Here is a 21,016-nt window from a genome sequence, read left to right as displayed (position 1 = left end):
GTGAGTGGGGAACTGAGCGACGGGAAGAGTCGACCGATGGCGTGGAGCACACGGGAGCTCGCCGAGCTCGCAGGGACGTCGCTGCGCGCGGTGCGGCACTACCACGACGAGGGCCTGCTGCCCGAGCCGCCCCGCTCGTCGAACGGGTACAAGCACTACGGGGTCCGGCACCTGATCCAGCTGATGCACATCAGGCGGCTGGTCGACCTGGGCGTGCCGCTCGCGGAGATCCCCACCCTGGATCCCTCCACCGACAGCTACCGGGAGGTCCTGGAGGCCCTGGCCTCGGAGACCACCGCGGAGATCGACCGGCTGGTCAAGGTCAGGGGCGAGATCACCCAGCTCCTCGAGGTGCCCGGCGCGTGGGAGATGTCCAGCGGGACGACCGGCGCACGGACGGAGACTTCCTCACCGTCCTCTCCCGCGTGCTCGACGAGGATTCGCTCCAGGCGTGGCGGCGCGTGGGAGAGTCCATCCCCGACTCCCAGGTCCTGGCCGACTTCGAGAACCTGCCGGAGGAGGCGTCGGCCGAGATGCGCGAGGACGTCGCGGCACGGATGGCGGACGCGGTCCGTGATGGCCTCGCCGCCGCCCCCGAGCTGGACGATCCCGGTTTCGGCGAGGGCACCTCGCGCTCCCTGGGGACGCGGAGCATCGGCGAGGCCCTCGCCGAGCTGTACTCACCCGCCCAGCTGCGAGTGCTGGTCAGGTGCCACGAGCCGCTGTCCGCCGAATGAGGGACGCTCAAGCGTCCTGGGCGGCGGCGGGCACCTTCGCCAGGTGTCGCGCGAAGAACTCGTCCGCCGCGCGGTACAGCGCCAGCACGTTCTCCGGGTTGAGGATGAAGTGCCCCTCGTCGTCGAAGACCAGGTACTCCACCTCGTTCCCCTGCTCCCGCGGCCCGGCGACGATCCGGTCGGAGTTCGCCCGTCTCACCCGCACATCGTTGGCGCCCTGCACCACCATCAGCGGTGAGCGGATGTCCGCGATCCGGGTGATCGGCGAGCGGGCCCTCAGGTCGGCGGCCTGCTCGGGGTCCGACGGGTCGCCTGCGTAGCGGTACCAGTTGTTCACGAGGCCTGCTCGCGCGTACTCGGGCAGGGAGCGCAGGTAGTCGACGAGGTCGGAGACCCCCACGTACTCCACCGCCGCCGCGAACCGCTCCGGGGTGAACGCGAGGCCCACGAGCGCGGCATAGCCGCCGTAGGAGCCGCCGAACACGCCGACCCGCGCAGGGTCCGCGAAGCCCTGGTCGACCGCCCAGTCGACGGCGTTGAGGAGATCCTCGTGCATACGTCCGGCGAACTCGCCCACGCCTGCCTCCATGTGCCTGCGTCCGAAGCCGGCGGAGCCGCGGAACTGGGGCTGCAGCACGGCGTACCCACGATTCGCCCAGAGCTGGACGATGGAGTCGAACCTCCACCAGTCCCGTGCCCAGGGTCCGCCGTGGGGCATCAGGACCAGGGGCAGGTCCTGCGGCCGCACGTGGGCGGGGAGCGTGAGATAGGCGGGCAGTCGCAGACCGTCGCGGGCCGTGATCTCGATGCTCTCGACGGGGGCGAGCTGGTCGACGTCCAGGTGCTCCAGGCTCCGCGCCAGGAGCCGGGCGCGGCCGGTCCGGTGGTCGTAGAGCCAGGTCTGCGGATCGCGGTCGTGCACGAACGACACCACCCACCGCTGTTCGTCGACGTCGCTGGTGATCCCGCCGATGTCTCCGTCGCACAGCGCCGCCACCGCCTCGAGGACCTCCGCGAAGTGCGGGTCGAGGGAGACGGTGTGCATCCGTATCCCGCGATAGCGCAACCCCAGCGACTCACCGGTGCGCCGGTGGCGGATCAGTGGGGATGGCAGGTTCGGGAAGACCAGGGACCGGGTGTCCAGATCGGCGTGGGGGTGGTGATGGATCATCGTCTCCTCCCCGGTGGCCAGGTCGAGGCGGGCCGGATGCAGGTGGTCGGTGCCCTGATAGGAGCCGAACCAGATGGCCGACTCGTCCGGCGCGGCCTCGAAGGGGTGGACGTCCATCGGGTAGGCGTCTCCGTCGAAGGCGGCGACGAGCGACTCGCCCCGCCAGAGCTCCCAGGTTCCGTCCGCTCGCATGCTCCTGCGCAGGAGCTCGTCGCCGACGAGCATCCAGGTGCTCCCCTCCCCGGGGCTGGGAGCGAGCCGGGTGAGGGCGCCGGTGGCGATCTCGAGGTCGTAGAGATCGAACTCTGTGGGGCTGTCGGCGTTCAGGCGCACGGTGGCGTGGCCGGGGCGCCCCTGTCGGAGCTCGAGGCCCTGGGCCGTGGCACCGGGGTAGGGGGTGAGGTCCACCGCGGGGGCGCCGGGCTGGTCGAGGTCGATGCGGAAGACGTGCCAGTTCTCGTCGCCGTCGCTGTCCTGCTGGTAGAGCAGGCGGCGGGAGTCGTCGGCCCAGAGGTACCGGGTGATGGAGCGGGAGTCGTCGGCGGTGACGCAGTGAGCCGGGGCGTCGGCGTCGATCTCCTCGACCCAGATGTTGAGCCGCTCGTGCCACATGGCCAGGTGGGCGAGCCGGGTCCCGTCCGGGGAGATCGTGATCCCCGAACGCTCCGGCGGCCGCAGGAGGTCTTCGATGGTGAGGGTCGCAGCGGTGGGCATCGAGGTGGTGGGCATCAGAGGTTCCTTCCGTCGATCAGGTCGCCCGTGGCGGTCTCCGCATGACGTGCCTCGGCGGCGCGCATCCGCGTGGTGTCGCGGCGGAACGCCCACACCACGACGAGGGCGAGCGCGATGGTCAGTGGAGCTCCCATGAGGGTGTCCGCGATGCCCAGAGCGGTGATGCTCTCCGCGACGTACAGCCACTGCTGCACGACGAACTTCGCGAGATGGGCGACGGCGATGGCCGAGGTGGCGATGACGTGCGCACGGTAGGTGGGTCGGTCCTCCCGCCAGGCGTGCTCACCGCCGTGCACGGCGTTCCAGATCATGCCGGTCAGGGGGCGCCTCGCCATGACGGAGATCGCGGTGGGGAGGAAGATCGCCAGGGCGGCCCAGATGCCGATGACGAAGAAGTCCCGGACCGAACCGGTCCAGATCACGAGCGCGGCGGCCACGGCCACGCCGAGCAGGTCGCCGATCGCCGAGGGCACCTTCTCGCCGCGGGCCAGGCGGATCACGAACAGCACGGCTCCCGCGCCGAGCGCGACGGCGAGCGTGGGCATCAGCGGGAGGAACAGGTGCGCCACTATCAGGGCGATGACGGGCACGGTCGAGAGGACGAGCCCCGAGGCTCCGCCCATCTGGTCGATGATCTGCTCGGTGGTGGTGCTCTCTGACGCGGTGGAGCTCTCTGCCTTGTCGATATCCATCGTGCGCCTCCGTCGGGGAGTCGAGGACTGCTGTCGACAAGGAGCACACACTGTGCCGGAACGGCACACTCCAGACCTCGGAGCCAGAATGTGATGCACGCCACATGCGCCGGGAGCTGACTCACGGTGAGCCGAATCCCCGCATCGGTCAGTACGGCGGCGGTTCGCCGGGCGGATGCAGGTCCCCGTCGTGCCCGACCCACCAGTCGTCCTCGCCATCCGGCCCGGTGACCAGGTCGCCGGGGGAGAGGCCCTGTTCCCGCACCCATCGTCGGCGCGCGGCCGCCTCGGCCCGCAGGTGTCGGAGGTGCTCGTCTTGCTCCCAGGCGGCGGTCATCTCATCGACGACCTGGGCGGTGGCGAGATCCCGGCCGTCCTCCTGCCGGGCCATCATCAGTCCGGGGCTCTCCCACCAGGTCGTGCCCTCGAGGTCGTCGCGCACCGGGTCCAGCAGGCCCAGCGTCTTCAGCCGGTGGTGCTCGCGGCAGAGCTCGTGCAGGTTCTCCGCGTCGGTCGTGCCGCCGGCGGACGGGTCGCCGTGGTCGTACTCCTCGAGGTGATCCGTCTCGGACAGCATCGAGGAGGGGCGGCCGCGACCGGGCACCGCGCAGGTGGGATGGCGCAGCAGCAGGTGCGCGCGCATCTCGGCGGTGGGCCGGTAGCGCTGCGCCGGGGCGGGGAGGAAGAGGCCTGACGTCGGATCCGTGAGGACCCGGTACCAGGTGCTCTCGTGCCCGGCGAGCTCGCGGGCCATCCGGGCGGGAAGCGGGATGGTGCCGTCGAGCATGCCGGGAGCGTCCGACTGCCCCAGGAGGGTCATGACCGGAACCGTCACGTTGACGCGGACCTGGGGTGGAGGAGGTGCGGCGTCGCCCGTGGCGAGGGCCGAGCTCATCAGCACGTTGTAGCGGGTGCGGGCGAGGGAGGGGATCAGGCGGCTGGCCTCGATCTCGCCTCCCGGATCGACCGGCGCGGGGTGCCCTGCTCGAAGGCTCGGCGCTGACCGTCACGGACAGCATGAGCCGCGAGATCCAGGCGTCGAGACAGGTCGAGGATCTCCGGGATCGGACCGATGATGCGCAGGCGACCGGTGCCGTCGGGCCGGGGCGGGTCCAGGACCACCCGGCGGCGGTTCTCGGGTCGGGCGTGCTCCGGCTCCTCGCTGCGCGCGACCGCGGCGGCGAGGAGATGGCCGAGGATCCGCGAGAAGACCTCGGGGGAGACGGAGAGGTCGGTGCGGGAGAGCTCGACGTCGAGCCGCCGGAGGGCATCGTCCTCGAGGCTCCCCGTGCGTTCCAGCGACTTCTCGAACCACGGCGCGGGGAGCTCGCCGCGGGAGAGCCGTGCGAAGCACAGGGGGAGCAACGTGGCCACGCGGTGCGCCTCGCGGATGGCCGAGCGCGCCTGCGCGCGGGTGCACCGCAGGGCGAGGGAGAGGTGCGGCTCCTCCATCGCGCGCGCCTCGCGGGGGAGCTCCTCGGGGAGAGCGGGTCGTGGGTCGCCCCGACGATCGCGCGGAACCTCCGGGCCAGCCGGCGCGAGTCCTCGGCGCCGCCGTCCCACAGCTGCTCGAGCGGCTCGGCCGTCTCCGGCGCTCGATGCTCGCCGATGCGCGAGATGTGCTCGCGGGTCGCACGGCGGCGTCGGCGCCGACGGGCCCGGACACGGGACAGGGCGGAGGCCGCCTCGGGGCTCGGCGGTGCGAGCAGCAGCGGTTCGGCGTCGGCCTCGAACTCGCCCATCCTCACCGCCTCCTCGCGGTCACCTCGGGGGTGCTCCTCACCTCCGGGACATATGACCGATTCTATCGATTCGCCCCGACAGTCGAAAGGTGTGTGGATAACCCTGAAGGGGATCTGACCTGCGGAGACTGCGTGTCGCGAGCGTCGTGTGCAGGGACGCGACAGACACCGGCGGCGGCCCTCCGTGGAGGACCGCCGCCGGTGTCAGCGAGCGATGCGACGCCTCAGGGCACGCGGCGCTCGGGCGTCGTCCGGATCGAGAGCTCGCTCAGAGCCAGTCGCCCTGCGCCGCCTTCTTCTCCGCACCGATCGTGGTGTCCGGGCCATGGCCGGTGTGCACCACGGTGTCGTCCGGGAGCTGGAACAGCCGCTCGCGGATCGACTGCTCGATCGTCTCCCGCGAGGAGAAGGAGCGGCCGGTCGCACCGGGGCCGCCCTGGAACAGGGTGTCCCCGGTGAACACCGCGCCCAGCTCCTCGGAGTAGTAGCAGGTCGAGCCGGGGGAGTGGCCCGGGGTGTGCGGCGCCTCGAGGTTCACGCCCGCGATCGAGAACATGTCCCCTTCGGCGACGTCGTCGTCCCAGGGCAGGTCGCCGTGGGTGAGGCGCCAGACCTCGCGGTCGGCGGGGTTCAGCAGGATCGGGGCCTCGAGCGCCTCGGAGAGCTCCGGGGCGAAGCGCACGTGGTCGTCGTGCGCGTGGGTGAGCAGGATGCCCACGCACTCGCGGTTCCCGACGAGCTCCTCGACCTTCTCGACGTCGTGCGGGGCGTCGAAGACCACGCACTGCTCGTCGTCGCCGAGCACCCACACGTTGTTGTCGACCTCGTGGGTCTCGCCGTCCAGGGAGAACGTCCCCGAGGTGACGGCATGGTCCAGCCGCGCGGTCACTTGGCCACCTCCACCACGGTGCGCAGGTTCGCGCCGTCGTGCAGGCCGTCCAGCGCCGCGTCCGTGCCGGCGAGATCGGTGCGGCCGGTGACGAAGCGGTCCAGCGGCAGACGGCCCTGCAGGAACAGGTCGGTGAGATAGGGGAAGTCCCGCTCGGGGAGGCAGTCGCCGTACCAGGAGGACTTCAGCGCACCGCCGCGACCGAACACGTCGAGCATGGGAAGCGTGATCTCGACGCCCGGGCGGGGAACGCCGACGAGGACCACGCGGCCGGCGAGGTCACGGGCGTAGAACGCGGTCTCGTAGGTCTGCGGGATGCCGACCGCGTCGACGACGACGTCCGCGCCGAAGCCGCCGGTGAGCTCCTGCACCTTCTCCGCGACCTGCTTTGCGGCGAGAGGTCCTTGGTGCACAGGGTGTGCGTGGCGCCGAGCTTCTCGGCGGCCGCGAGCTTCTTCTCGTCGACGTCGAGGCCGATGATCGTGGTGGCGCCGGCGAGCTGCGCGCCCGCGATCGCGGCACAGCCCACGCCGCCCAGGCCGATCACGGCGAGCGACTCGCCGCGCTGGACCTGGCCGGTGTTGATCGCCGCGCCGATGCCGGCCATCACGCCGCGACCCAGCAGGCCGGCGACCTCGGCCGGGGCGTCCTCGGAGACCTTCGTGCACTGGCCCTCGTGGACCAGGGTCTTCTCCGAGAAGGAGCCGATGCCGAGGGCGGCGGTGAGCTCGGTGCCGTCGGTCAGCGTCATGGGCTTGGAGGCGTTGTGGGTGTCGAAGCAGTACTGCTGCACGCCCTTCTTGCAGGCGCGGCACTCGCCGCACACGGCGCGCCAGTTCAGCACGACGTAGTCGCCGATCTCGACGTGGGTGACGTCCTCGCCGATCGCGGAGACGCGGCCTGCGGACTCATGGCCCAGCAGGAACGGGAACTCGTCGTTGATGCCGCCGTCGCGATAGGCGAGGTCGGTGTGGCACACGCCGGTCGCCTCGATGTCGACGACGACGTCGTGGGGGCCGGGATCGGGGATCACGATGTCCACGAGCTCGGCGGGCTTCTTCTCTGCGAGGGCGACGACGCCCTTCACGGTCCAGGACATGCTGGCCTCCTTCGAGGGAACGGGGTCCTGGCCAGCCTATCCGTGTCGCGCCGGATGCGTCGTCCGGTTCCCGGGTGTCAGAGGGACATGGGGGCCGCTCCCCTGCCCGGCGCCCCGGCGGCGCGGCCTCTCCTAGAATGGTCCGCGGTGCGCGCGTCCCGGCGCGCGCATCCCCGAGCACTCCAGGACGAAAGCGAACCCCGTGTCCGAGACATCCCCCGCGCCCGGCGGGCCCTCGATCGACGAGCAGTCGATCACCGCCGCCGTCGACGCCGCGCTCGCCGCGATCGCCGCGGCCCCCGACACCGCCGCCCTCAAGCAGGTGCGCATCGAGCACGTCGGCGACGCCAGCGTGCTGACCTCCGCGAACCGCGCCATCAAGGACCTGCCCAAGGACCAGAAGGCCGCCGCCGGCAAGCTCGTCGGCCAGGGCAAGGGACGGGTGCAGAAGGAGCTCGCCGCGCGCCAGGCCGAGCTCGCGGCCGCCGAGGAGGAGGCCGCGCTCGCCGCGGAGACCGTCGACATGACGCGCCGACGGACCGTCGGCCGCGCGGCGCCGCGCACCCGCTGTGGACCCTCACCGAGCGGATCGAGGACTTCTTCGTCGGGATCGGCTGGGAGATCGCCGAGGGCCCCGAGGCGGAGTCCTCCTGGCTGAACTTCGACGCGCTGAACGCCGATGCGGAGCACCCCTCGCGCTCGCTGCAGGACACGCTCTACCTCGCGCCCGAGAACTCCGGGATGCTTGCTGCGCACCCAGACCTCCCCGGTGCAGATCCGCGCGATGCTCGAGCGCGGCGCCCCGCTGTACATCGCGTGTCCCGGCACCGTCTACCGGGCCGACGAGATCGACGCGACCCACTCGCCCATGTTCAACCAGGTCGAGGGCCTCGCGATCGACAAGGGTCTGACCATGGCGAACCTCGTCGGCACCCTCGACGCGCTCGCCGCGCACCTCTTCGGCGGCGCGCCGATCACCCGCCTGCGCCCCAACCACTTCCCCTTCACCGAGCCCAGCGCCGAGATGGACTTCCGCTGCTTCGCCTGCGAGGCACGGCTCGGCCTCGAGCACGACGCGGACCCGGACTGCCGCGTCTGCGGCGGCACCGGCTGGATCGAGATGGGCGGTCGCGGCATGGTCCACCCGAACGTCGCGCGCGCCGCCGGGGTGGACCCCGAGGAGTACCAGGGCTTCGCCTTCGGCCTCGGCATCGAGCGCATCCTCATCGCGCGCAACGGCGTGGCGGACATGCGGGACATGGTGGAGGGCGACGTCCGCTTCTCCCAGCACTACGGGACGGAGATCTGAGATGCCGCGCATTCCCCTGACCTGGCTCGGCGAGCACGTCGAGCTCCCCGCGACCGCCTCCGCGCTCGAGGTCGCCACCGACCTCTCCCGCGTCGGCCTCGAGGAAGAGGCGATCTTCGGCGCGCAGGTGACCGGCCCGCTCGTGGTCGGCCGCGTGCTCGAGCTCGTCAAGGAGCCGCAGAAGAACGGCAAGACCATCAACTGGGTGCGCGTGGACGTCGGCCCCGAGCACAACGAGGACGCCGACGATCCCAAGGACCCGCAGCCCGGCGAGGAGCGTCCGAGCCGCGGCATCATCTGCGGCGCGCACAACTTCGTCGAGGGGGATCTCGTCGTGGTCTCCTCCCCGGTACCGTCGCGCCCGGCGACTTCGCGATCGCCGCGCGGAAGACTTACGGCCACACCTCCGACGGCATGATCTGCTCCGGCGAGGAACTGGGCCTGGGTCCGGACCCCGACGGCGAGGACGGCATCATCGCGCTCGGCCGCGGCCACGCACGCGGCCTCACCGCCGAGCCGGGCGACGATGCGATCGCGGCGCTGGGCCTCGCGGACGAGGTCGTCGAGATCAACGTGACCCCGGACCGCGGCTACTGCTTCTCGATGCGGGGCGTGGCGCGCGAGTACGGCCACGCCACCGGCGTCGCCTTCACCGACCCCGCGTCCGAGGTCGCGATCACCGCGACGCAGGCCGGGGAGTGCCCGTCCAGGCGCGGGACGAGGCGCCGCTGAACGGCGCCGAGGGTCGCACCCGCTTCGTCGCGCTCGAGGTCGAGGGCGTGGACCCCGCCGCGCCGACCCCGCGCTGGATGGCCCGCCGCCTCACCCTCGCCGGCATGCGCCCGATCTCCCTGATCGTCGACGTCACCAACTACGTGATGCTCGACCTGGGCCAGCCGCTGCACGCCTACGACGCCGAGAAGCTCGTCGGCCCCATCACCGTGCGCCGCGCCCGCAAGGGCGAGGAGCTCACCACGCTCGACGACGTCGAGCGCACCCTCGACCCCGAGGACCTGCTGATCACCGACGCCGGCGGCGCGGGCGACCGCGTGCTCGGACTCGCCGGCGTCATGGGCGGCGAGGACACCGAGGTCTCCGGCACGACCACGAGCGTCGTGCTCGAGGCCGCGACCTTCGACCCCGTCACCGTGGCCCGCACCGCCCGCCGCCACCGCCTGCCCTCCGAGGCGTCCAAGCGCTTCGAGCGCGGCGTGGACCCGCGGCTCCCGCTGATCGCCGCGCACCGCGCCGCCCAGCTGATCGTCGAGCACGGCGGCGGCACCGTCTCCGCCCGCGTCACCGACGAGGGCTCGGTCCCCGCACCCGCCCCGATCAGCGCGGACCTGCACGACGCCGAGCGCGTCGTCGGCATCGCCTACACCGACGAGCAGGTGACCTCCTCCCTCGAGGCGATCGGCCGCACCGTCGCGCGCGAGGGCGAGGACGGCCTGCTGGTCACCCCGCCGTCGTGGCGTCCCGACCTCACGATCCGCGAGGACCTCGTCGAGGAGATCGCGCGCCTGGTCGGCTACGCCGAGATCCCCTCGGTCGCCGCCGACGGCGCCGGGCGGGCGCGGCCTGACGGTCGCCCAGCGCGGCCGCCGCGCCGCCCGCCGCGCGCTCGCCGAGGCGGGCCTGGTCGAGGTGAACTCCGCCCCGTTCGTCGCCGGCTCCGTGCACGACCGGCTCCGCTACGGGACGGACGACGCGCGCCGCGAGGCCGTGCGGATCCTCAACCCGCTCTCCGAGGACGAGCCGCTGCTGCGCACCGAGCCGCTGCAGAGCCTCCTGCCCACCGCGCGCCGCAACCTCGGCCGCGGCGAGGAGTCGGTCGCGATCTTCCAGCGCGGCTCCGTGTTCCGCGCCCGCGGGGGACAGGGCGCCGCCCCGGTGCCCGCCGCCGCGCGGCGTCCGAGCGACCAGGAGCTCGAGGCGATCCTCGCCGCGCCGCCCGCGCAGACCGGGGCGCTCGCCGCGGTCGTCGGCGGCGCCTCCGGCCCCGACTCCTGGCAGGGCGAGCCCGCGCCATGGGGCTGGACCGATGCGCTCGACCTCGCCCGCCGCGCGGCCGCCGCCGTCGGCGCCGAGCTTGAGGTGCGCCAGACCGAGCATGCGCCCTTCCACCCGGGCCGCGCCGCCGAGCTGCGCGTCCACACGGCCGACGGGGACAGCCGCGTGGTCGGCGCCGCCGGCGAGCCGCACCCCGCCGTGCTGAAGGAGTTCGACCTGCCGGCCCGCTCGGCCGCCTTCGAGCTCGACCTCGAGGCCGTGATCGCCGCCGCCCCCGCCGTGGTGCGCGCCGTGCCGGTGCCCACCTACCCGCCGGCGAAGGAGGACTTCGCCTTCGTGGTGGAGGAGTCCGTGCCTGCGAGCGCCGTCGAGGCCGCGATCGTGGTGGGCGCCGGCGACCTCGCCGAGCGCGTCCACCTGTTCGACGTGTTCACCGGCGAGCAGATCGGGGAGGAAGAAGTCCCTCGCCTTCGCGATCCGGCTCCGCTCCGGCGAGGGCACGCTGACCGCCGAGCAGATCGGCGAGACCCGCCGGCGGATCATCGCCGCGGTCCAGTCCGCCGTCGGCGGCGTGCTTGCGGGCCTGAGCGGCCGCGGCGCCGACGAGGCGCGCAGCGACCACCATGCAGGGGAGGGGCCCCGCTCGACCGAGCGGGGTCCCTGCTGCGTCCGCGACGCGTCCTCAGACGCACGGCGCTCGCCGTCGGCCCGACGGGGGAGGTTCCGGTCTGGATAGGGTGTGGCCGTGACCACACCTCACGGAGACCCTGGCCGCGCAGCTCCGCACCCCGAGTCCGCCGCCGGGCCGGTGCCGTCGTACGCGGCGGTGCGACCCGAGCCGCGCGGCACGATCGCCTGGGCGCTCGGCTTCCTCGCCTACGTCCCGATCCCGTTCGCGAACGTGCTCGTCGCCGGGATCACGCGGCTCGTCGTCGGCCTCCGACAGCGCCGCCACGGCGGCCTCGCCGCGGAGAACGGCGTGCGCGCCGCGAACTGGGGCCTCACCCAGCTGTGCTGGCCCGTGCTGATGGCCCTCTCGCTCGCGCTCGGAGTGCTCACCGGGGAGTCCACGGGCGACGGCGTGCTGTTCCATCCGGCGATGGAGGCCGTCATGGTCACCATGCTGATCCTCTACTTCGTGCTCGGGCTGATGCGGCTGATCTACGCGATCGTCGGCACCGTCCAGGCGAGCAGGGGCGCTCGCGTCGGCCTGCCCGTCATCCCGTTCCTCCGCCGCCCGCGGCGCTGAGGCGCTGCGAGGTGCCCGGTCGGGCCCGGCCGCAGGGAGAAGGGGCTGGCCCGTGACCTCGCCGCTGGGCACCCCGCCGTCCATCACGTGAACACTCCACGCCTCCATTGGCTGATCATGCAGAGCGCTGTATATACTTCCGACATGACGTCCGAGAGCGCCGCCACCGCCCCCGTCACGACGACCGGGCAGGCCGCGCGACGTCCGCGCGTCGCCGTCGTCGGCGCCTCCGGCTACGCCGGCGGGGAGACCCTGCGCCTGCTCGCCGGCCACCCCGGCGTCGAGGTCGCGACCGTGACCGCGCACTCCAGCGCCGGCAAGAGGCTCTCCGAGGTCGCCCCGCACATCGACCTCGGCCACGACCCCGTGCCGCAGGAGACGGGCGTGGAGACCCTGCGCGGCCACGACGTCGTGGTCCTCGCCCTCCCGCACGGCCAGTCGGGGCAGATCGCCGCCGCCCTGCGCGCCGAGGACCCGGACGTGCTCGTGCTCGACCTCGGCGCCGACCACCGGCTCGAGAGCGCCGAGGAGTGGGAGGCCTACTACCGCAGCGAGCACTCCGGCACCTGGACCTACGGCATGCCCGAGCGCCGCTGGCCGACGGCACCCGCCAGCGCGAGCAGCCTGCGCACCGCCCGTGAGATCGCCGTGCCCGGCCGCAACGCGACCGCCGTGACCCTCGCCCTCGCCCCGCTGCTGCGCGCCGAGCCGCTGGACGCCGGCGCGCTCAGCGCGGTCCTGCCCGTCGGCTACTCCGGCGCCGGCCGCGCCGCCAAGCGGCACCTGCTGTTCTCCGAGGCCTCCGGCACCGCCGCGCCCTACGCCGTCGGCGGCACCCACCGCCACGTCCCCGAGGTGTCGCAGAACCTCCGCCGTGCCACCGGCCGCGAGGACGCCCGCCTCGGCTTCACCCCGGTGCTCGTCCCGATGAGCCGCGGGATCCTCGCCGTGTGCACCGCCCCGGTCGCCGAGGGCACCACCACCGCCGATCTCCTCGCCGCCCTCGAGCACGACTACGCCGGCGAGCACTTCGTGACCGTCCTGCCCGAGGGCGCTGCCCCCGCGACCGGGCAGGTCGCCGGCGCGAACACGATCCGCATCGGCGCCGCCGTCGACGCCCGCGCGGCCAGGCCACCGTCATCTCCGCGATCGACAACCTCGTCAAGGGCACGGCCGGCGCCGCGCTCCAGTCGATGAACCTCGCCCTCGGCCTGCCCGAGGCGACCGGGCTCAGCCGCACCGCGCTCGCCCCCTGACCCTCGCCCGCCGGGCTCCGCCGGCCCGTCGGCTCCCGTCGGTCGGCCGGCGCGCCCGTCCGAGCCCCACCCACCGCGCCCCTCGCCCCACGCTCCCAGGAGACCCCGTGTCGATCACCCGCCCCCGCGGCTTCCGCGCCGTCGGCCTCGCCGCCGGCATCAAGGCCGCCCCCAAGGAGGACCTCGCCCTCGTCCTCAACGACGGCCCGCGCGACGTCGCCGCCGCCGTGTTCACCGCCAACCGCGTCCAGGCCGCGCCCGTGATCTGGTCCCGCCGGGCCGTCGCCGACGGCCGGGCCCGCGCCGTGGTCCTGAACTCCGGCGGCGCCAACGCCTGCACCGGGCCCGAGGGGTTCCAGGACACCCACCGCACCGCCGAGCACCTCGCCGACCTCCTCGACATCGCGGCCCAGGACGTGCTCGTGTGCTCCACCGGCCTGATCGGTGAGCGGTCGCCGATGGAGCCGCCGCTGGCCGGCGTCACCTCGGCGGTCGACCGGCTCGACGCCGGGGAGGAGGCCGACGCCTCCGCCTCCCGCGCCATCATGACCACCGACTCCGTCCCCAAGACGGCCGAGGTCACGCTCCCCCTCCGGCGTCATCGTGGGCGGCATCGCGAAGGGCGCCGGCATGCTCGCCCCGCGGCTGGCGACCATGCTCGTCGTCCTCACCACCGACGCCGACGTCGACGCCGCCACCGCCGAGGAGGCGCCGCGCGGCGCGACCCGCACCACCTTCGACCGCGTCGACTCCGACGCCTGCATGTCCACCAACGACACCGTCATCCTGCTGGCCTCCGGAGCGAGCGGCGTGACCCTGGGCGTCCAGGAGCTCACCGAGGCGGTGCGCACGGTCAGCGCGGACCTCGCCCGCCAGCTCGTCGCCGACGCCGAGGGCGCCAGCCACGACGTGCACGTCGTGGTCCGCTCCGCCACCGCCGAGGACGCCGCCGAGGCCGTGGCCCGCGAGATCGCCCGATCCAACCTGGTCAAGGCCGCGATCTTCGGCAACGACCCCAACTGGGGCCGGATCGTGGCGGCGGCCGGCCGCGTGCCCGAGGCCGTCGCCCCCTTCGCCGTCGAGGACCTCTCGGTCACCGTCAACGGCGTGGAGGTGTGCCGCGGCGGCGGTGCCCACCGCGACCGCTCCGAGGTCGACATGACCCCGCGCGAGACCCTCATCGAGGTGGACCTCGGCGCGGGCTCCGCGAGCGCGGACATCTGGACGAACGACCTCACCCACGACTACGTCGAAGAGAACAGCGCCTACTCCTCATGACCACATCGAAGCCGTCCGCCGCGCCCTCCAAGAACCCGCTGGCCGACCTCACTCCGGCCCAGGCCGCGGCGCATGCGAAGTCCGAGATCCTCATCGAGGCGCGCCCTGGATGCAGCGGCTTCCGCGGCAAGATCGTCGTGGTCAAGTACGGCGGCAACGCCATGATCGACGACGACCTGCGCCGCGCCTTCGCCGCCGACATGGTGTTCATGCGCCACGCCGGCATCCACGTCGTCGTCGTCCACGGCGGCGGCCCCCAGATCAACGCGATGCTGGGCCGCGTCGGCATAGAGTCCGAGTTCCGCGGCGGGTCGCGCGTGACGGACGAGGACACCATGGACGTGGTGCGGATGGTGCTGGTGGGCCAGGTGGGCCGCGAGCTCGTCGGCCTGATCAACAGCCACGGCCCCTACGCGATCGGCATGTCCGGCGAGGACGCGCGGCTGTTCGCCGCCCGCCGCCGCGGCACCGTCGTCGACGGCCAGGAGGTCGACCTCGGCAACGTCGGCGAGGTCACCGAGGTGCGGCCCGAGTCGATCCAAGACCTCCTGGACGCCGGACGGATCCCGGTGGTCTCCTCGATCGCGCCCGAGACCGACGAGGACGGCCGCCCCACCGGCGCGGTCCTGAACATCAACGCCGACCTCGCCGCCGCCGCGCTCGCCGCCGGCCTGGACGCCGAGAAGCTCGTGGTGCTCACCGACGTCGAGGGCCTCTACCGCGACTGGCCGGACCGCGACTCGCTGATCCCCGAGATCTCCGCGAGCGAGCCGCGGGAGATGCCGCCCGGCCTCACCGCCGGGATGATCCCCAAGGCCGGGTCGCTGCTGGACGCGGTGGACTCCGGGGTGCGCACCGCGGCCATGACCGACGGCAGGATCGAGCACGCCGTGCCGCTGGAGGTCTTCACCGACAAGGGCGTGGGCACGATGGTCAGGAGGGACGACTATGTCTGAGACGCAGACGCAGGACACGACGGCGCAAGGCACGACCCCGCAGGGCGCCCAGGAGCTCGCCGGCCGCTACTCCCGCTCCATGATCGGCGTGTTCGGCACCCCGCGGCGCGTGCTCGTGCGCGGCGAGGGCACGCACGTGTGGGACGCCGACGGGAAGGAGTACCTCGACCTCCTCGGCGGGATCGCCGTCAACGCTCTCGGCCACGCCCACCCCGACGTGGTCGCCGCGATGACGAAGCAGGCGGGCACCCTCGTGCACGTCTCGAACTTCTTCGCCACCCCCACCCAGATCGAGCTCGCCGAGCGCCTGCTGCAGCTGTCGAAGGCCCCCGAGGGCTCGGGCGTGTTCTTCACGAACTCCGGCACCGAGTCCAACGAGGCGGCCTTCAAGATCGCCCGCCGCACCGGCCGGCCCCGGATCCTCGCGCTCGAGAGGAGCTTCCACGGCCGCACCATGGGCGCGCTCGCCCTCACCCACAAGGAGGCCTACCGCGCCCCCTTCGAGCCGCCGCCCGGCGGGGTCGAGTTCCTGCCCGCCGACGACGTGGCCGCGCTCGAGGCGGCCCTCGCCCCGGGGGACGTCGCCGCGCTCGTGCTCGAGCCCATCCAGGGCGAGGCCGGAGTCCGCCGCTGACGGAGGAGTACCTCCGCGCGGCCCGCGAGCTCACCGCCCGCCACGGCGCCCTGCTGATCCTCGACGAGGTCCAGACCGGCGTCGGGCGGACGGGGGAGTGGTTCGCCCACCAGGCGATCGAGGGGCCGCAGCCCGACGTGATGACGCTGGCCAAGGGCCTCGGCGGCGGCTTCCCCATCGGTGCCGTGCTCACCTTCGGCGAGCACGCCACCGGCCTGCTGAGCCCCGGCCAGCACGGCACCACCTTCGGAGGCAACCCGCTGGGCGCGGCCGTGTCCCTCGCCGTGCTCGGCACCCTCGCCGAGGACGGCCTGCTCGGGAAGGCCCGCACCCTCGGCACGCGCCTGCAGGCCCGGATCCTCGAGCTCGCCGGGCGCGATCCGCGGATCACGGGCGTGCGCGGCGCGGGACTGCTGCGCAGGGGATCACCCTCGCCGCCCCGATCGCGCCGCAGGTCGTCGCCGCCGCCCTCGAGCACGGCTTCATCCTCAACGCCGCGAACCCGAGCACCCTGCGACTCGCCCCGCCGCTGATCATCACCGACGAGGAGCTCGGCTCCTTCGTCGAGGCGCCGCCCGCCCTGCTCGACGCCGCCGAGCAGGCCGCCGCCTCCACCACCGACGAGAAGAGGTCCTGACATGCCCCGCCACTTCCTGCGCGACGACGACCTGAGCCCCGCGGAGCAGAAGGAGGTCCTGGCCCTCGCCCTCGAGCTCGCCGGCGACCGTTTCGCCAAGCGCCCCCTGGAGGGACCGCGCACCGTCGCGGTCATGTTCGACAAGGCCTCCACCCGCACCCGCGTCTCCTTCGCCACCGGCATCGCCGAGCTCGGCGGCGACCGCTGGTGATCGACGCGGGCTCCAGCCAGCTGGGTCGCGGCGAGTCCGTCGCCGACACCACCGAGGTGCTCACGCGCATGGTCTCCGCGATCGTGTGGCGCACCTTCGGCCAGGAGCGGATCGAGGAGATGGCAACCCACGCGACCGTGCCCGTGGTCAACGCGCTGACCGACGAGTTCCACCCCTGCCAGATCCTCGCCGATCTCCAGACCATCGCCCAGCACACCGGGGGACTGGCCGACGGCGACGCCGCGCTCGCCGGGCGCTCCCTCGCCTATCTCGGCGACGGCGCGAACAACATGGCCCACTCCTACCTGCTCGGCGGCGTCACCGCCGGGATGGACGTGCGGATCGCCTCGCCCGCCTCCCACCGCCCCGACCCCGGGATCGTCGCCCGCGCCGAGGAGATCGCCGCGTCGACCGGCGGCGCGGTGCTCGTCACCGACGACCCGCGCGAGGCGGTCGCCGGCGCCACCGCCGTGATCACCGACACCTGGGTCTCCATGGGCCAGGAGGGCGAGGACGGCCGCGGCGAGGAGACCTTCGCCCCCTTCCAGGTCACCTCCGAGCTGATGGCGCTCTCCGGCGGGATCTTCCTGCACTGCCTGCCCGCCTATCGCGGCAAGGAGGTCACCGCCGAGGTCATCGACGGCCCCGCCTCCGTGGTGTGGGACGAGGCGGAGAACCGCCTCCACGCCCAGAAGGCCCTGCTGACCTGGTCTGCTCGAGCACCCCGACGAGAGCACCGCCGCCCACGCCGTCGCGCACGTGCGCACCCCCGGCGCCCGGGAGCGCGCATGAGCGACTCCCGGCGCGCCCTCGCGCAGACCAAGACCTCGCGCCAGCGGCGCATCGTGCAGCCGCTGACCCACGAGGAGGTCTCCTCCCAGTCGCAGCTCGCGCAGCCGCTGACCGCGGAGGGGATCGAGGTCACCCAGGCGACCCTCTCGCGGGACCTCGTCGAGCCGCAGGCCGAGAAGGTCCGCGGCTCCGCCGGGAGCCTCGTCTACCGCCTCCCGCCCGAGGGCGGCACCGCCCGTCCCGTCGGCGCCGAGGGCGAGCCGCTCGAGGCGCGCCTGCCGCGGCTGGCCGAGGGGCCGCTCGTCTCCGCCGAGGCGAGCGGGAACCTCGTCGTCGTGCGCACCCCGCCCGGCGGCGCCCAGTACCTCGCCTCCGCGATGGACCGCTCCGTCATGCCCGACGTGCTCGGTACCATCGCCGGGGACGACACCGTCCTGCTGGTCTCCCGGGACCCCGCCGGCGGTGAGCGCCTCGCCGAGCGGCTCCTCGACCTGGCCGAGGGCCGGCGCGAGCTCGGCGCCCTCGACGAGGGCGGCGAGGCGCCGTGACGGCGCGCACCGGGCAGGTCCGCCCCTCGGCCCCCGCCGGGACGACCACGGCACCCTGACCTCGCAGACCCTGACCTCGCCCACCTCCGGACCCAGGGACCGGGCCCCGCGCCCGTCCCGCCGCCGCACGGCCCGCCCCGGCCATCGCGGCATCACCCCGACCACCACTGAACCCCCACGACCTAGGAGCACCCCTCATGACCGAGAAGATCGTCCTCGCCTACTCCGGCGGACTCGACACCTCCGTCGCCATCGGCTGGATCCACGACGCCACCGGCGCCGACGTCATCGCCTGCGCGGTCGACGTGGGCCAGGGCGGCGAGGACCTCGAGGTCATCCGCCAGCGCGCCCTGGACTGCGGCGCCGTCGAGGCCTACGTCGCCGACGCCCGGGACGAGTTCGCGAACGAGTACTGCATGCCCGCCCTCAAGGCGAACTCGCTGTACATGGACGCCTACCCGAACGTCTCGGCGATCTCCCGCCCCGTGATCACCAAGCACCTGGTCAAGGCCGCGAAGAAGTACGGCGCCACCACCGTCGCCCACGGTCGCACCGGCAAGGGCAACGACCAGGTGCGCTTCGAGGTCTCGATCACCTCCCTCGCCCCCGAGCTCAAGTGCATCGCCCCCGTGCGCGACCTCGCGCTGACCCGCGACAAGGCGATCGAGTACGCCGAGCGCAAGGGCCTGCCGATCGCGACCACCAAGCACAACCCCTTCTCCATCGACCAGAACGTCTGGGGCCGCGCGATCGAGACCGGCTTCCTCGAGGACATCTGGAACGAGCCCACCAAGGACGTCTTCTCCTACACCGACGACCCGGCCTTCCCGCCGGTCGCCGACGAGGTCGTCATCTCCTTCGCGCAGGGCGTCCCCGTCGCGATCGACGGCCGCGCCGTCACCCCGCTCGAGGCGATCCAGGAGCTCAACCGCCGCGCCGGCGCCCAGGGCATCGGCCGGATCGACATCGTCGAGGACCGCCTGGTGGGCATCAAGTCCCGCGAGGTCTACGAGGCGCCGGGCGCGATGACGCTGATCACCGCCCACCAGGAGCTCGAGCGCGTGACCCTCGAGCGCGAGCAGGCCCGCTTCAAGCGCCAGGTCGGCGACCGCTGGACCGAGATGGTCTACGACGGCCAGTGGTTCTCCCCGCTGAAGAAGTCGCTCGACGCCTTCATCGAGGACACCCAGCGCTACGTCAACGGCGACATCCGCATGACCCTGCACGGCGGCCGCGCCACCGTCACCGGGCGCCGCTCCGAGACCGGCCTGTACGACTTCAACCTCGCCACCTACGACGAGGGCGACACCTTCGACCAGGCCAGCGCCCGCGGCTTCATCGACATCTACGGCCTCGCCGCCAAGCAGGCCGCGGCCCGCGACGTGGCGCTCGGCAACGGCGAGGACCTCGACGCCGCCGAGGACCAGGCATGAGCGACGCCCCCTCGACGAACTCGCACGGGGAGCCGACGGGCGCCGTCGGTCCCGGGGCCGACGCGTCGGCCGCGCAGGAGAGTGCCGCGCTGTGGGGCGGACGCTTCGGCTCCGGTCCGGCGGCCGCGCTGGCGGCTGTTGTCCGTGTCCACGCACTTCGACTGGCGGCTGGCCCAGTACGACCTGCGCGGCTCGAAGGCGCACGCGAACGTGCTCCATGCCGCCGCGGCCGCTGACCGACGAGGAGCTCGCCGGGATGCAGGACGCGCTGGGCCGCCTCGCGGCCGACGTCGCCTCCGGCGCCTTCGCCGCGGCGCCCGAGGACGAGGACGTGCACACCGCCCTCGAGCGCGGCCTGATCGAGCGGGCGGGGAAGGACCTCGGCGGCAAGCCGCGGGCCGGCCGCTCCCGCAACGACCAGATCGCGACCCTCATCCGCCTGTTCATCCGCGACCAGGCCCGTGCGGTCGGCGATCAGGTCCTGGACCTCGTCGACGTGCTCGTGGCCCGCGCCCGCGAGGTGCACGGCGCGCCCATGCCGGGGCGCACCCACCTCCAGCACGCCCAGCCGCTGCTGCTCAGCCACCATCTGCTGGCCCATGCCTGGCCGCTGCTGCGGGACGTGGAGCGGCCGCGGGACCTGGACGCCCGAGCGGACTCCTCCCCGTACGGCTCGGGTGCCCTGGCGGGCTCGAGCCTGGGCCTGGACCCGCAGGCCGTCGCCCGCGAGCTCGGGTTCGGCGACTCGGTGTGGAACTCGATCGACGGGACCGCCTCGCGGGACCTGACGGCGGAGTTCTCCTTCGTGCTGGCGATGATCGGCATCGACCTCTCGCGCCTCGCCGAGGAGGTCATCCTGTGGAACACGAAGGAGTTCTCGTTCATCACCCTGGACGACTCCTACTCCACCGGCTCCTCGATCATGCCGCAGAAGAAGAACCCCGACATCGCCGAGCTCGCCCGTGGCAAGGCCGGGCGCGTGGTGGGCGACCTGGTGGGGCCGCTGACCACGCTCAAGGCGCCGCCGCTGGCGTACAACCGCGACCTGCAGGAGGACAAGGAGCCGGTCTTCGACCAGGTCGACTCGCTCGACCTCGTGCTCCCGGCCTTCACCGGGATGATGGCGACGCTGACCTTCCACACGGAGCGGATGGCGGAGCTGGCCCCGCAGGGCTTCTCCCTCGCCACCGACATCGCCGACCACCTCGTGCGCCGCGGCGTCCCGTTCCGGGTCGCGCACGAGATCTCCGGTGCCTGCGTGAAGGTCGCCGAGGAGCAGGACAAGGAGCTGTGGGACCTCACCGACGACGAGCTCGCCGGGATCTCCGAGCACCTCGACCCCTCGGTCCGGGAGGTGCTCTCCGTCGAGGGCTCCATCGCCTCCCGTGATGCGAAGGGCGGCACCGCCCCGGTGCGGGTGGCCGAGCAGACCGACGCCGCGGCCGACCAGGTGGCCGGTCTGCGCTCGTTCACCCGGGACCGCGCCGCGTCCTGAGCCGGGCCCCGCGCGGCCGTCCTCGGCTCGACGGCGCGTCGGCCGTCGTCGGCTCCGTCCATGAGGGGGACGTGAACGGCGCTGGGACCTGTCCCATGGCAGGCCGCCTGCCGCTCACGTCCCCTTCGTGGTCGCCGCGGCGCGTC

Annotated in this window: 13 protein-coding genes and 9 pseudogenes; 15 read left to right on the top strand and 7 right to left on the bottom strand. The window is 73.3% G+C overall.

The features are described 5' to 3' along the window. The first annotated feature begins 362 nt into the window (after positions 1–362). A complete protein-coding gene (locus WKH84_RS06785) occupies positions 363–737 on the top strand; it encodes a hypothetical protein (RefSeq protein WP_341856084.1) in 375 nt (124 codons plus the stop codon). A gap of 7 nt (positions 738–744) precedes the next feature. Here WKH84_RS06785 and WKH84_RS06780 read toward each other — a convergent pair whose 3' ends face one another. The 6 genes and pseudogenes from WKH84_RS06780 to WKH84_RS06755 form a co-directional block, all read right to left on the bottom strand. Next, positions 745–2,637, bottom strand: coding sequence for a S9 family peptidase (locus tag WKH84_RS06780; RefSeq protein ID WP_341856083.1), 1,893 nt, complete (start codon positions 2,635–2,637; stop codon positions 745–747). Continuing rightward, complete coding sequence (locus tag WKH84_RS06775) at positions 2,637–3,332, bottom strand: DUF3159 domain-containing protein (protein ID WP_341856082.1); 696 nt, start codon at positions 3,330–3,332, stop codon at positions 2,637–2,639. Before WKH84_RS06775 ends, WKH84_RS06780 begins: the two co-directional genes overlap by 1 nt. Positions 3,333–3,480: 148 nt before the next feature. Next, positions 3,481–4,227, bottom strand: coding sequence for an HNH endonuclease signature motif containing protein (locus WKH84_RS06770; RefSeq protein ID WP_341856081.1), 747 nt, complete (start codon positions 4,225–4,227; stop codon positions 3,481–3,483). Between the two features lie 35 nt (positions 4,228–4,262). Further along, the gene (locus WKH84_RS06765; protein ID WP_341856080.1) at positions 4,263–4,784 is read right to left on the bottom strand and encodes a DUF222 domain-containing protein; all 522 of its coding nucleotides are present in this window, start codon (positions 4,782–4,784) and stop codon (positions 4,263–4,265) included. Between the two features lie 558 nt (positions 4,785–5,342). Further along, on the bottom strand, positions 5,343–5,963 hold the full coding sequence (locus tag WKH84_RS06760) for an MBL fold metallo-hydrolase (RefSeq protein WP_341856079.1): 621 nt from the start codon (positions 5,961–5,963) through the stop codon (positions 5,343–5,345). Next, positions 5,960–7,062, bottom strand: a pseudogene (locus WKH84_RS06755) (S-(hydroxymethyl)mycothiol dehydrogenase). Before WKH84_RS06755 ends, WKH84_RS06760 begins: the two are co-directional and overlap by 4 nt. A gap of 202 nt (positions 7,063–7,264) precedes the next feature. Here WKH84_RS06755 and pheS point away from each other — a divergent pair. The 5 genes and pseudogenes from pheS to WKH84_RS06730 all read left to right on the top strand — a co-directional run. Beyond that, positions 7,265–8,371, top strand: a pseudogene (gene pheS / locus WKH84_RS06750) (phenylalanine--tRNA ligase subunit alpha). Between the two features lies 1 nt (position 8,372). Then, positions 8,373–8,789 (top strand): hypothetical protein, encoded by a 417-nt coding sequence (locus WKH84_RS06745; protein WP_341856078.1) that lies wholly within the window; start codon positions 8,373–8,375, stop codon positions 8,787–8,789. Beyond that, positions 8,786–9,103, top strand: coding sequence for a hypothetical protein (locus WKH84_RS06740; RefSeq protein WP_341856077.1), 318 nt, complete (start codon positions 8,786–8,788; stop codon positions 9,101–9,103). Before WKH84_RS06745 ends, WKH84_RS06740 begins: the two co-directional genes overlap by 4 nt. 77 nt (positions 9,104–9,180) lie before the next feature. Further along, a pseudogene (locus tag WKH84_RS06735) lies at positions 9,181–9,843 on the top strand (phenylalanine--tRNA ligase beta subunit-related protein); the annotation flags it as partial. 106 nt (positions 9,844–9,949) lie between these two features. Next, positions 9,950–10,780, top strand: a pseudogene (locus tag WKH84_RS06730) (phenylalanine--tRNA ligase subunit beta); the annotation flags it as partial. A 31-nt stretch (positions 10,781–10,811) separates the two neighbouring features. On the opposite strand, the gene WKH84_RS06725 reads toward WKH84_RS06730, so the two are convergent. Further along, positions 10,812–11,006, bottom strand: a complete 195-nt coding sequence (locus tag WKH84_RS06725; protein WP_341856076.1) for a hypothetical protein — start codon at positions 11,004–11,006, stop codon at positions 10,812–10,814. 120 nt (positions 11,007–11,126) lie between these two features. Here WKH84_RS06725 and WKH84_RS06720 point away from each other — a divergent pair, with 120 nt between their 5' ends. The 9 genes and pseudogenes from WKH84_RS06720 to argH all read left to right on the top strand — a co-directional run bounded on the left by WKH84_RS06720 (position 11,127) and on the right by argH (position 20,870). Next, the gene (locus WKH84_RS06720) at positions 11,127–11,630 is read left to right on the top strand and encodes a hypothetical protein (protein ID WP_341856075.1); all 504 of its coding nucleotides are present in this window, start codon (positions 11,127–11,129) and stop codon (positions 11,628–11,630) included. Between the two features lie 144 nt (positions 11,631–11,774). After that, positions 11,775–12,886, top strand: a pseudogene (gene argC, locus WKH84_RS06715) (N-acetyl-gamma-glutamyl-phosphate reductase). Positions 12,887–12,993: 107 nt separating this feature from the next. Then, positions 12,994–14,164, top strand: a pseudogene (gene argJ, locus WKH84_RS06710) (bifunctional glutamate N-acetyltransferase/amino-acid acetyltransferase ArgJ). After that, positions 14,161–15,120, top strand: coding sequence for an acetylglutamate kinase (gene argB, locus WKH84_RS06705; protein ID WP_341856074.1), 960 nt, complete (start codon positions 14,161–14,163; stop codon positions 15,118–15,120). Before argJ ends, argB begins: the two are co-directional and overlap by 4 nt. After that, positions 15,113–16,391 (top strand): annotated as a pseudogene (locus WKH84_RS06700) (acetylornithine transaminase). The gene argB and the pseudogene WKH84_RS06700 overlap by 8 nt, the downstream one beginning before the upstream one ends. 1 nt (position 16,392) lies before the next feature. After that, positions 16,393–17,312, top strand: a pseudogene (argF, locus tag WKH84_RS06695) (ornithine carbamoyltransferase); the annotation flags it as partial. 78 nt (positions 17,313–17,390) lie between these two features. Then, a complete protein-coding gene (locus tag WKH84_RS06690; RefSeq protein ID WP_341856798.1) occupies positions 17,391–17,942 on the top strand; it encodes an arginine repressor in 552 nt (183 codons plus the stop codon). A gap of 197 nt (positions 17,943–18,139) precedes the next feature. Continuing rightward, the gene (locus WKH84_RS06685; RefSeq protein ID WP_341856073.1) at positions 18,140–19,375 is read left to right on the top strand and encodes an argininosuccinate synthase; all 1,236 of its coding nucleotides are present in this window, start codon (positions 18,140–18,142) and stop codon (positions 19,373–19,375) included. Continuing rightward, positions 19,372–20,870: pseudogene (argH, locus tag WKH84_RS06680) on the top strand (argininosuccinate lyase). The gene WKH84_RS06685 and the pseudogene argH overlap by 4 nt, the downstream one beginning before the upstream one ends. Positions 20,871–21,016: the final 146 nt, after the last annotated feature.

It is taken from the genome of Brachybacterium sp. GPGPB12, assembly GCF_038396325.1.
Lineage (GTDB): Bacteria > Actinomycetota > Actinomycetes > Actinomycetales > Dermabacteraceae > Brachybacterium > Brachybacterium conglomeratum.
This window is presented reverse-complemented; position numbering and strand designations above follow the sequence as displayed.

Excerpts from the sequence above, each read along its gene's own strand:
- WKH84_RS06780 (WP_341856083.1), bottom strand. The coding sequence starts at position 2,637 with ATGCCCACCACCTCGATGCCCACCGCTGCGACCCTCACCATCGAAGAC.
- WKH84_RS06775 (WP_341856082.1), bottom strand. The coding sequence starts at position 3,332 with ATGGATATCGACAAGGCAGAGAGCTCCACCGCGTCAGAGAGCACCACC.
- WKH84_RS06770 (WP_341856081.1), bottom strand. The coding sequence starts at position 4,227 with ATGAGCTCGGCCCTCGCCACGGGCGACGCCGCACCTCCTCCACCCCAG.
- WKH84_RS06765 (WP_341856080.1), bottom strand. The coding sequence starts at position 4,784 with ATGGAGGAGCCGCACCTCTCCCTCGCCCTGCGGTGCACCCGCGCGCAG.
- WKH84_RS06745 (WP_341856078.1), top strand. The coding sequence starts at position 8,373 with ATGCCGCGCATTCCCCTGACCTGGCTCGGCGAGCACGTCGAGCTCCCC.
- WKH84_RS06740 (WP_341856077.1), top strand. The coding sequence starts at position 8,786 with ATGATCTGCTCCGGCGAGGAACTGGGCCTGGGTCCGGACCCCGACGGC.
- WKH84_RS06725 (WP_341856076.1), bottom strand. The coding sequence starts at position 11,006 with ATGGTGGTCGCTGCGCGCCTCGTCGGCGCCGCGGCCGCTCAGGCCCGC.
- argB (WP_341856074.1), top strand. The coding sequence starts at position 14,161 with ATGACCACATCGAAGCCGTCCGCCGCGCCCTCCAAGAACCCGCTGGCC.
- WKH84_RS06690 (WP_341856798.1), top strand. The coding sequence starts at position 17,391 with ATGAGCGACTCCCGGCGCGCCCTCGCGCAGACCAAGACCTCGCGCCAG.
- WKH84_RS06685 (WP_341856073.1), top strand. The coding sequence starts at position 18,140 with ATGACCGAGAAGATCGTCCTCGCCTACTCCGGCGGACTCGACACCTCC.